This window comes from Halomonas sp. MMSF_3323 (assembly GCF_030733595.1).
GTDB lineage: Bacteria > Pseudomonadota > Gammaproteobacteria > Pseudomonadales > Halomonadaceae > Halomonas > Halomonas litopenaei.
In genome coordinates, this window is record NZ_JASHIT010000012.1 from 109,568 (window position 1) to 120,334 (window position 10,767).

The window sequence follows — 10,767 nt, forward strand, 5'->3', positions numbered from 1 at the left end:
GCAGGCGACTGGACGGCTACGACCTGATCGGTGACGTTCATGGCTGCGGCGCCACCCTGGCGGCGCTGCTGGAACGGCTGGGGTATCACCTGCGTGGCGGTGTCTATCGTCATCCCCAGCGCAAGGCGATCTTCCTCGGGGACCTGATCGACCGTGGCCCGCGTATCCGCCTGGCGGTCTCCATCGCCAGACGCATGGTGGAAGAGGGCGAGGCCTATATCGTGCTGGGCAATCACGAGATCAATGCCCTGACGTACACCCAGAAGGCCCCGCCTGAGCACGGCAGGGAATGGCTACGCCCGCATACACCGCGTCACAACCGCATCATTCGTGAAACCCTCGAGCAGTACCATGACCACCCCCAGGAGTGGGATGATGCCCTGGCGTGGTTTCGCCAGATCCCCCTGTGTCTCGAGATCGACGGCATCCGGGTGGTCCACGCCTGCTGGGACGACCGCCTGATCGAATCCTTCAGGCAGCTCCGGCCCGACGGCTGTCTGGACCACGACTTCCTGCTCCAGGCCTCGAGCCCGGGTACCGAAGAGTCGAGGATCCTCGAGCGCCTGACCCGCGGCGGTTCCATCGACCTGCCCGGGGACACGGTTATCCATTCCGGAGACGGTTTCACTCGACGAAGCTTTCGGACCCACTTCTGGGCACGAGACCCTCGCACCTGGGGTGACGTGGTGTTCCAGCCGGACAATCTACCGGGAGACCTCGAGGACCGGCCGTTGAGCGACAGCGAGCGGGCCAGCCTCAGCTACTATGGCCCCGACCAGCCTCCGCTGTTCATCGGCCACTATTGGTGCGAAGGCGTCCCGGCCTTGCCGGCACCGAATATTGCCTGTCTCGACTACAGCGCGGTGAAGTTCGGTCGACTGGTGGCCTATCGCTACAGCTTTGAATCCCGCCTCGACGCCAACCACTTTGTATGGGTGCCGGTGCCCAGGGACGTGCGTGCGAGGCCCTTGCCCCGAGAGATCGTCTTCGATTGATACAAAACGTTACATTAAAGTCGAGCACCCGACTGAACCCTTTATCAAAAGCGGCGTCTGAGTAGGTGTTCCCTTGAATGATCCCTTGCTCTTGTCCGGCGGCCCCCTCCGCCGGACTTTTTCTGTGTGGATGAAAAAGACATCCTGCCATGCCCGGCTTGCCGTCGGGCCTTTCGCCCATCTGCGCCGCGTGTGACCGCTGCCCCTACCGGCCAACGTCATTTCAGGCCATCATCTCTGGGCCGCCACCCTTTTTCGCGCTGGAGACGCCATGTTCCGGGTCATGCTGATCCCCCACGATATCGATACTCGCGAGCTGCGACAGGCGCTCTGGTCGCACCGCATCGGACACCGTATCACCGACGAGGACGACGGCCAGGTACTGTGGCTGATGGACCCGAAACAGCAGGACGCTCTGGCCGAGGTGATCACTCGCTGGCAGCGTGGAGAGGCGATACCCGCGCCGAGTGCCTCGAAGCCGAGACCGGCACGTCACTGGTGGCCGCTGCTGCGCCAGCATCCGGTCACCTTGTCGGTGCTCGGGCTGTGTCTGCTGGTGTTTGGTGCCATCGCTGTGTGGGGAGACATGGTGCTGGCGTGGCTGGCGATCGTGCCTGTGGGCATCCGTGGCGGGGCGCTGGCCGTCGGCAGTATCCCCGATGCGCTGGCGGCGGGGCAGGTATGGCGCCCGCTGTCGCCGATCTTCCTGCATTTCGGCTGGATGCACCTGATCTTCAACATGATGTGGTTGTGGTATTTCGGCCGTCAGGTGGAGACCCTGCATGGCCCATTGCGCATGCTGACGCTGGTGGTGGCGGCGGGGCTTGCCGGCAACCTGGCCCAGTACGCCACCGGCACGGTGCTGTTCGGTGGCATGTCGGGCGTCGACTTTGCGTTGCTTGGCTACGTCTGGTTGATGTCCCGTCGGGCGCCGGCCAGCGGCTTCTTCGTGCCGCAGATGCTGGTGCTGTTCATGCTCGGCTGGATGGTCTTCACCATGACCGACGTCGCCGGGCTGGTGGGCTTTGGCAATGTGGCCAACGAGGCGCACCTGGGCGGTCTGCTCGTGGGGCTGGTGCTGGGCTGGTATCATTCCCGCAAATCACGTCTTCACTAGAGCGATGCCATGAGCGACATGACCTTCGAGCGAATGATTTCCCAGATGACGCCGTCGATCTACCAGAGCCTCAAGCAGGCGGTGTCGCTGCGCAAGTGGCCGGACGGGCGAATGCTGACGGCCGAGCAGATCGAGCTGTGCATGGAAGCCGTGATGCGCTACGAGCACGACAACAATGTGCCCGAGGAGAGCCGCATCGGCTACCTGGAGCAACGCACCTGCGGCGCTGGGCCCGGTGGGCCATCGAGCAGTGCCGGGGTTTCCGAAGACATGGCGGGGCTCGCCCGGGATGCCAGTCGTGACTGAAGTACTTGCCCACGGATGTCTGTCCAAGATGGGGGTCGAACCCGACTCCCCCGCGCGCTACACCCTCAAGGCCGGCGAGAACCGTCTGCCGCTCAACGACTACCTGGGCCGCACCCTACGTCTCGAGTGGAGCGGGGCGATCGCCTGTACCCACTGTGGGCGTGCGACCAAGAAGAGCTTCGGGCAAGGCCACTGCTATCCCTGCTTCAAGCGCCTGGCCCAGTGCGACAGCTGCATCATGAAGCCCGAGCTGTGCCACTTTTTCGAGGGGACCTGTCGCGAGCCCGAGTGGGGCGAGCGGTTCTGCTTCCAGCCCCACGTCGTCTACCTGTCCAACGCTTCCGGGCTCAAGGTCGGGATCACCCGCAATACCCAGATGCCGACGCGCTGGCTCGATCAGGGCGCGATCCAGGCGTTGCCGATCCTCGAGGTGGACAGTCGTCAGCAGTCTGGCTTCGTCGAGGTGCTGTTCAAGAATGAGGTGTCGGATCGCACCAACTGGCGGGCGATGCTCAAGGGCCAGGTCGAGGAGCTGGATCTGGCCGCAGAGCGCGACCGTCTGCTGGAAAGGCTGTCGGCGGGGCTGGGCGATCTACGCGAGCGCTTCGGCGCCGATGCTATCCGTCCCCTGGACGGCAGCCCACGTCGCTTCGACTACCCGGTACTCGAGTACCCCACCAAGGTCACGTCTCACAACCTCGACAAGAATCCGCGAGTCGAGGGCACCCTGATGGGGATCAAGGGCCAGTACCTGATCTTCGATACCGGAGTGATCAATCTTCGCAAGTACACCGGCTACGAGATGTCGCTGGCGGCTTGATCACCGGCAGCGACAGGCGCTGTCAGCGACCCAGGGAGCACTGTCATGTACGTGCTGCATATCGCCAATCGACAGACGTCGTCGTGGTCGCTGAGGGCCTGGCTGACCTTGCGCCAGCTCGAGATTCCCTTCGAGCTGGCCTTTCACCCCTTCGATGAGCAGGGCAACAGTCACGCCGACTTTCGTCGGTTTTCGCCCTCGGGGCGAGTGCCCTGTCTGCATCATGACGAACGGGTGGTGTGGGACTCGCTGGCCATCATCGAATACCTGGCCGAGCGTCATTCCGAGATCTGGCCTGAGCATGTGGACGCCAGATGCTGGGCCAGAAGTGCCTGTGCCGAGATGCATTCAGGTTTTAGCGCGCTCAGGCAGCAGTGTGCGATGCACTGCGCGCTGCGCGTACGCTTGAACGAAAAGACGCCCGAGTTGCTGGATGACCTGCATCGGCTGAACGAACTGTTTGAAGACGGCTTGACGCGCTTTGGTGGACCTTACCTGTGCGGCGAGCGTTTTACCGCCGCAGACGCCTTTTTCGCCCCCATCGCCTTCAGGATGCGAACCTACGACCTGCCCATGGGTGGCCCATCACGCGACTACCTCGAGCGACTCCTCGCCTTGCCCGCCATGCGCCAATGGCAAAGCGAGGCGGTTTGCGAGCCGTTCCGTGAGTTGCCTCTCGAGGCGCAGATCCTCGCCAGCGGCACTGTGCTCAAGGACTTGCACTGAAGGATCTGTGTTAGGGCATCTGACTATCTGTCAGAGCATAGGATGCCCGATTCCGCTGTCGCAGAACCGGGCCGACCAGCCGCCTTTCAATCGCGTCCGTTGTTTCAACCTTCTGCACTGGTCTCGTTGGCCTGTGGTGGCGGCGGCATCAGATGCTTGGGCAGGTTCTGCCGCCTGGCATCGGTCCTTGGGCCGTAGTGGGTCGATAGGTAGTCGAGGATGGTGGCTTCCATTTCGGGATTGAACTGCCACAGGCCCTGGGTCTCCTGCATCCAGTCGATCAGGTAGGCCCAGTGCTCGCGTGACCCCCTGTTCTGGGTGACCAGGGCGGCGGAGTGGCAGACGGTGCAGTTGCCCTTGACCGTCTGCCAGCCCTCGGCCATCACGAACCCGCTGTCCGGGTCGGTCTCGAGGGGGGCATCTGTGGCTTGCCCAGAGGCCTCGCCTGTCGATTGAGCCAGGCCAAAGGGGCTGAACAGCACCGCGCCGAGCAGCAGGCCAGTCATCAAGAGCGGGCGGGTCGACGACCAGGCCCTATGCCTTCTGGTGGTACGAATTCCCATGCCAGTCTCCTCCCTCAGCCGACCTGAACCGCGATGCGGTGACAGGCGTTGTTGAGGTAGCCCTTGGGGTTCCAGCCGGGCACCACCATGGGCTGGGACTGGCCGTTTTCATCCACCGCCCGGGCCCACACCTCGTAATAGCCTGGCTCGGGGAACTCGACCTGGGTGGTAAAGCGCTGCCAGGCGAGGCGATTGGGTGCGTCGTTGAGGCTGGCCTTCTGCCAGGTGGCACCGAAGTCGATTGAGGTGTGTACCTCGGATACCGACAGATCCCCCGCCCAGGCGTGGCCGCGCACCTCCATCGGCTGGCCCTGGGCGTGCTCGATCCCTGATCGCGGGTAGGTGATCAGGGACTTCACCGGCATCGACTGGATGGTGACGAAGTCTTCCTTGGCCACCTCAGTGCCCGGTGCCACCGGGTTCGCCGGCACGCTGTAGGAGGGAGGCGCCATCTTGGCTCCATCGTGCTTCTGGTTGCGCACGACGATCTGCTTGAGCCACTTGCCCGATACCGAACCCGGCCAGCCGCCGCACACCAGGCGCAGCGGGTAGCCGTTCTGGTAGGGAATGTCCTCGCCGTTCATCGCCCAGGCGATCAGCGACTCGTCCTCCAGGGCCTTTTCCATCGGCACACCGCGAGAGATCGCTTCCTTGTCGGCGGCGCCGCTGGCATGGCGATCGGCGCCGTAGTAACCGATATAGACGGCGTCGTCGGCGATGCCACAGGCCTCCAGCACATCGCGAAGTCGTACCCCGGTAAAGGTCGGGCAAGCCACCGCACCGGTGGTCCACTGGTTGCCGCTGGCGGCGGGGACGTACTCGCTGCGACCATTGCCGCCGCACTCTACCTGAAGCTGGTAGGTGTGCTCGGAGAAGCGCTCCTTCAGCTCGGCGATGGTGAAGGTGGTGGGGTTCTGGCACGACTCGCCGGTGATTTCCAGCGTCCAGGTGGCGGGATCGATCACGGCTCGCTCCGGGGGCAGGCCGTTGTTGCGCACGAACATGTAGCGCGCCGGGGTAATGTCATCGTCGAGCAGATGGGCCGGTGTCTCGGCGTTGATCGGACGGTCGTTGAGGACCCTCAGCCCCTCCTTGCCCTCGATCTCGAAGGCTTCGTCGCTCTGGGCCAGGGCTGCAGGAATCAGGCCTCCCGGCATGAAGCGTGCGAAGGGAATGCTGGCGCCGAGTACCGCGCTCATGGCCAGCAGGCTGGAGCCGGTGAGAAATCCACGACGGCTGACGGGATCCACCTGCCGCCCCCACAGCTTGCGATCGGCGTCCACGGGATCCTTGGCGTAGAGGGCGTGCAGGCCCTTGGTCTGGCGGCGCATGCAGAACTCCTTATATTTTAATTGTAGGTCGTTATTCCAGAGGATCCTTGTAGCGTAGGTGGTGGCACCGGCGGCAGCCAGGGACAGTTGGAAGGCGGCAATGGGACCAGCGCTGGCGCATAGCGGCCTGGAGGCGGTGGCGACTCGCTAAAATAACGATCCCTGACGATGGGGCGCCCTGAAGCTCTCGGTATCAAACTCACTATCAAGGCCGCTATCAAGGCCACTATCACTACGTCGTGACAGGCCCAGGCGACGGCAGGCCTTGCGGAAGCGTTGGTCGAGCAGTTCGGCGAAGACGCCCTGGCCGCGCATGCGGTGGCCGAAGCGACTGTCGCAGTCCTGGCCGTTGCGACACTGGCGAATCAGGCTCATGACCTTGCCGGCGCGCTCAGGATAGTGGGCCTCGAGCCAGGCCTCGAACAGCGGCGCGACCTCTCGTGGTAGGCGCAGCAGCATCCAGCCGGCGGTGCTGGCGCCAGCGTCCCTGGCGGCCTGAAGCAGGCGCTCGAGTTCATGGTCGGTAAGCCCGGGAATCACCGGCGAGACCAGGGTGCCCACCGGCACACCGGCATCGGCAAGCTCGCCGATGACCCTGAGTCGGGCCCGGGGTGAGGCGGTGCGCGGCTCCAGCTGACGCTTGAGTTCGGTGTCAAGGCTGGTGAGGCTGACCATCACCCGCACCAGGCAGCGGCTTGCCAGTTCGCTCAACAGGTCCTTATCACGCAGGATCAGCGCGCTCTTGGTTACCAGGGTGACCGGATGACGCCACTCCAGCAGCCGTTCGAGCAGTGCCCTGGTGGTTCGGTGTTCGGCCTCGATGGGCTGGTAGGCGTCGGTGTTGCCGGACAGGTTGATCGGGCGGCAGACGTAGCCGGGCTTGCACAATTCCTCGGTGAGGCGTTCCACCAGGCCGGTGCGGGCGATCAGGCGGGTCTCGAAGTCGAGACCGGGTGACAGGTCCCAGTAGGCATGACTGGGCCGCGCGTAGCAGTAGATGCAGCCATGTTCGCAGCCACGGTAGGGGTTGATCGAGCGATCGAAGGGCAGGTCTGGCGAGCGGTTCCACGACAGCGCGCTCCTGGCGCTCTCGGTGGAGGTGACGGTGGCGATGCGATCAGGCGTTGCCTCTTGCCACCAGCCGTCGTCCACCTGTTCGCTGCGTGAGGGAGCAAAACGATTGGCGGGATCATAGGTCGCGCCGCGGCTCTTCAAGGGGCCTGTAGCGCTTCTTTGCTGGCCGTCGTCGTGATAGTGATCCATGCCGGCAAGGCTAGTCGAATACTGTCTATATATCCAGTGATGTGATATCTCGAACGAACGCGGAGCAGAGCTAGGGGCTGAATAAGGAGATAAACGGGGGCTGAACAAGAGCCGAACGGGGAGCACAACGGCAAGAGGCCGCCCAAGGGCGGCCTCCTGTCGACTTGCCGGGGGAAGCGTTACTGCTTCGGCGTAAAGGAGCCGGCTTCCTGACGCTGGGGATATTCCTCGAAGGTGGCCATGAAGTCCGCCACGATCTTGCCTACCGGGCCGAAGGCGTACATGCGACGCAGCTGCCAGTCGTCGTAGTAGGAAGAGTCTTCCGGCGCCATCTCGAACGGATCGGCACGCAGGTCGATCAGAAGCGGTGCCTTGAGCGGCGTCTGCTGGCGGCGCCACGCATCCATGCCCTCGTGCTCCTGGATGCTGAAGTGTGCCTTGTACTGGCCGAAGCGCACGGCACCCAGGGAACCATCATCGACGAAGGCGAAGAAGGTGTCGCGTGGCCACTCGCCGGCATCTTCCTCACCGGTCAGGTGGGGCAGCATGTTGTAGCCATCCAGGTGCACGTTGAAGTCCTTGTCACCGGCGGTGTAACCGTCAAGCAGCTGCTCCTTGATGTCCGGAATGCCAGCGGCGGCGACGAGGGTCGGGAACATGTCCTCAAGTGAAAGGATCTCGTTGGACACCTGGCCTGGCTCGATCTGCCCCGGCCACTTCATCATGAACGGCACGCGGATGCCGCCTTCCCAGGTAGTGGCCTTCTCGCCACGGAAGGGCGAGGTGCCGCCATCCGGCCAGGTGAACTTCTCGGCACCGTTGTCGGTGGTGTAGATGACGATGGTGTTCTCGTCGGCACCCAGTTCCTCGAGCTTGTCGAGCAGTTGGCCCACCAGGGCGTCGTGCTCGGTCATGCCATCGGCGTAGACGCCAAGTCCGGTGCGGCCTTCACTCTCTTCCTTGAGGTGGGTGAAGATGTGCATGCGGGTGGTGTTGTACCAAACGAACCAGGGTGTATCGGAGGCTTCTTGGCGCTCGATGAAGTCCTCGGTGGCGGCCAGGAATTCCTCGTCGATGGTCTCCATGCGCTGTTGGGTCAGCGGGCCGGTGTCCTCGATCTGGCCATCGGCGGAAGAGCGAATGACACCGCGGGGGCCGAACTGTTCACGGAAACCAGGATCGGTGGGATAGTCGGGATTTTCCGGCTCTTCCTCGGCGTTCAGGTGGTAGAGGTTGCCGAAGAATTCGTCGAAGCCGTGATTGGTCGGCAGGTACTCGTCGCGATCGCCGAGGTGGTTCTTGCCGAACTGACCGGTGGCGTAGCCCATCGGCTTGAGGATCTCGGCGATGGTCGGATCTTCCGGCTGCAGGCCGAGCGGGTCGCCGGGCATGCCGATCTTGAGAAGACCGGTACGCTTGGGTGACTGACCGGTGATGAAGGCAGAGCGACCGGCGGTACAACTCTGCTGGCCGTAGGCGTCGGTGAAGCGGATGCCTTCTTCGGCGATGCTGTCGATGTTGGGCGTGGTGTAGCCCATCATGCCGCTGTTGTAGGCGCTGGTGTTAAACCAGCCGATGTCATCGCCCATGATGACCAGGATGTTGGGCTTGTCTGATGACGCCTCGGAAGAGGTTTCTTCTTCGGTCGCGGACGCTGGTTGAATGCTGGCTGCCAGGCCGACCGCAGCAATCGATGCCGCCACGATGCCCTTCCAGGGCGAAGGTATTGCCGACGAATACACTTTCATGATCGTTCCCTTAAATTAAATGATGTCAATGACATGGCATTGATACAGCGGAGTGATGTGTTGGCCTGCTCTCCTTGCTGGTCGACTTACTACTTGCTGGTCAGGTCCTGACAGCCGGCGCGTAAAGGCCGGCGGCATCGTTGTATTTCCTCCGATCCCCGCCCGCTGGGCTGGAACCAGGGGGAGGGAAGGCTGAGTCTGCTGGCTCAGCTAAAAGTGTGCCTTGATGGGCGTGCAAGACAGCATAGTAAACGATCATTGCTTGTGCATGACCAACTTCCTCGAGCCTGCCTAAATGGCGGTCTCATTTGCTTTGCCATCGTCGACTCGACCGTCAGGGTGCCAGTGACCTCGCCCTCTGTGTCGTTGGTCGTCGCCCTCAGTGTCATTGGTCGTGGCCCTTGGCACCTTCTCCCTTGGCTGAGTTTGAACCGCTGTTTCTGCCTGGACCCTCCCTCGGGTGGGGCGGACCTCTGAGGACACAAGAGGGAGCAAAAGCTTGCTCCACGACAAATAGGCCCCTCTCATGCCTGAATGTTTGTCCAGTAGTCTAAGGGCGGACACCTGGCGTAGCCGCACCGAGAGTCACCAGGAGGGTGTCCTTCGAGGGCGAAGGAGAGCGAAGGCAGATGAATATAGGCTTGAACGCAGTGGAAACAATGGCGCTGGCGCTGGTCCTGCTGATGGTGGGCATTCAGCTTCGGCGCCGGGTGGAGTGGCTCGAGCGCATGTGCGTACCGACGCCGGTGGTCGGGGGCATCGGCTTCGCCGTGCTGGTATGGCTGCTGCGATCGATGGACGTGCTGACGCTGGATCTGGACACCAGCGTTCAGGATCCGATGATGATCGCCTTCTTCGCCACGGTAGGGCTCGGTGGCAGTCTCTCGGTGCTGGCCAGGGGCGGGCGTTCGCTGGTGATCTTCCTGTTGACCTGCTGGGCCCTGGTACTGGTGCAGAATGGTATCGGTATCGGCGTCGCCTCGATGATCGGGCTCGACCCCCTGATCGGCCTGATGGCGGGCGGGCCTTCGCTGGAAGGCGGCTTTGGCGGTGCGGCGGCCTTCGGGCCAGAGGCGGAAGCGCTCGGTGCCGACGGCGCCCTGACCGCCGCCATGACGGCGGCCACCTACGGTGTCATCACCGGTAGTCTGCTGGGCGCGCCTCTCGCCCGCTGGTTGATCGAGAGGTTCAAGCTTCGCATCGAGGCTGAGGAAGTCGGTGGGCTTGCCGATCTGCACGAGGAGCACCTGAGCGAAGATGATCAGACACTGACCCCGCATCGGGTACTGAAGGCCATGGCGGTAGTGGTACCGGTGATGGTCATCGGCCTGGCCTGCCGCGAATTCATGAAAGAGAAACTCGGCATCGTGCTGCCAAGCTACGTCGGGGCCATGTTCGTGGCCATCGTGCTGCGCAACCTGAACGATCACCTTCGCCTGGTCGAGGTCTCCGAGCGTGCCATCAATCTGATCGGAGAAGTCAGCCTGGCGATCTTCCTGACCATGGCCATGATGAACCTGAAGATCTGGCAGTTGCAGGGCATGGGACTTGGCCTGGCGCTGATCCTGATGATCCAGACGCTGGTGATCGTTGCCATCGCGGCGCTGGTGGTCTTTCGTTCGCTCGGCAGCAACTACGACGCCGCCGTACTCTCCGCCGGCTTCATCGGTTTTGGCCTGGGCGCTACGCCCAACGCCTTCGCCAACATGGGCGCCGTCTGCGACCACTACAAGGTGGTATCGAGCAAGGCCTACATCATCGTTCCGCTGTGTGGCGCCGTCTTGATCGACATGGTCTCCGTGCCCGCCATCACCTGGTGTCTCAACGTCTTTGCCTGAGGTCACGCTCGAGCGGTATCACCAGTAGAACCGTTTCATGAATAGATACCGACGCCGCGC

Annotated in this window: 10 protein-coding genes; 6 read left to right on the forward strand and 4 right to left on the reverse strand. The window is 63.0% G+C overall.

Annotated elements, in window-relative coordinates; all coding sequences use genetic code 11:
- Positions 1–8 precede the first annotated feature (8 nt).
- The 5 genes from RBB39_RS08370 to RBB39_RS08390 all read left to right on the forward strand — a co-directional run bounded on the left by RBB39_RS08370 (position 9) and on the right by RBB39_RS08390 (position 3,964).
- Positions 9–995, forward strand: coding sequence for a metallophosphoesterase (locus RBB39_RS08370; protein ID WP_108133024.1), 987 nt, complete (start codon positions 9–11; stop codon positions 993–995).
- Between the two features lie 271 nt (positions 996–1,266).
- Positions 1,267–2,112 carry a rhomboid family intramembrane serine protease gene (locus RBB39_RS08375; protein ID WP_306169014.1) on the forward strand — a complete coding sequence of 282 codons (846 nt, stop codon included), beginning with the start codon at positions 1,267–1,269 and terminating at the stop codon, positions 2,110–2,112.
- 9 nt (positions 2,113–2,121) lie between these two features.
- A complete protein-coding gene (locus RBB39_RS08380) occupies positions 2,122–2,418 on the forward strand; it encodes a YeaC family protein (protein ID WP_045994422.1) in 297 nt (98 codons plus the stop codon).
- Positions 2,402–3,238 carry a DUF2797 domain-containing protein gene (locus RBB39_RS08385; RefSeq protein ID WP_371931865.1) on the forward strand — a complete coding sequence of 279 codons (837 nt, stop codon included), beginning with the start codon at positions 2,402–2,404 and terminating at the stop codon, positions 3,236–3,238. The genes RBB39_RS08380 and RBB39_RS08385 overlap by 17 nt, the downstream gene beginning before the upstream one ends.
- A 45-nt stretch (positions 3,239–3,283) precedes the next feature.
- Positions 3,284–3,964, forward strand: a complete 681-nt coding sequence (locus tag RBB39_RS08390; RefSeq protein WP_306169015.1) for a glutathione S-transferase family protein — start codon at positions 3,284–3,286, stop codon at positions 3,962–3,964.
- A 104-nt stretch (positions 3,965–4,068) separates the two neighbouring features.
- Here the strand turns inward: RBB39_RS08390 and RBB39_RS08395 are convergent, their stop codons facing one another.
- The 4 genes from RBB39_RS08395 to RBB39_RS08410 form a co-directional block, all read right to left on the reverse strand.
- Entirely contained in the window at positions 4,069–4,527 is a 459-nt protein-coding gene (locus tag RBB39_RS08395; protein ID WP_221621161.1) for a hypothetical protein, read from the reverse strand.
- Between the two features lie 14 nt (positions 4,528–4,541).
- A complete protein-coding gene (locus RBB39_RS08400) occupies positions 4,542–5,858 on the reverse strand; it encodes a sulfite oxidase (protein WP_306169016.1) in 1,317 nt (438 codons plus the stop codon).
- Between the two features lie 147 nt (positions 5,859–6,005).
- Entirely contained in the window at positions 6,006–7,121 is a 1,116-nt protein-coding gene (locus tag RBB39_RS08405; RefSeq protein WP_306169017.1) for a PA0069 family radical SAM protein, read from the reverse strand.
- A 179-nt stretch (positions 7,122–7,300) separates the two neighbouring features.
- Positions 7,301–8,869, reverse strand: a complete 1,569-nt coding sequence (locus RBB39_RS08410; protein ID WP_306169018.1) for an arylsulfatase — start codon at positions 8,867–8,869, stop codon at positions 7,301–7,303.
- Between the two features lie 629 nt (positions 8,870–9,498).
- Between RBB39_RS08410 and gltS the strand changes: the two genes are divergently transcribed.
- Entirely contained in the window at positions 9,499–10,707 is a 1,209-nt protein-coding gene (gltS, locus tag RBB39_RS08415) for a sodium/glutamate symporter (RefSeq protein WP_306169019.1), read from the forward strand.
- The last annotated feature ends 60 nt before the right edge of the window (positions 10,708–10,767 follow it).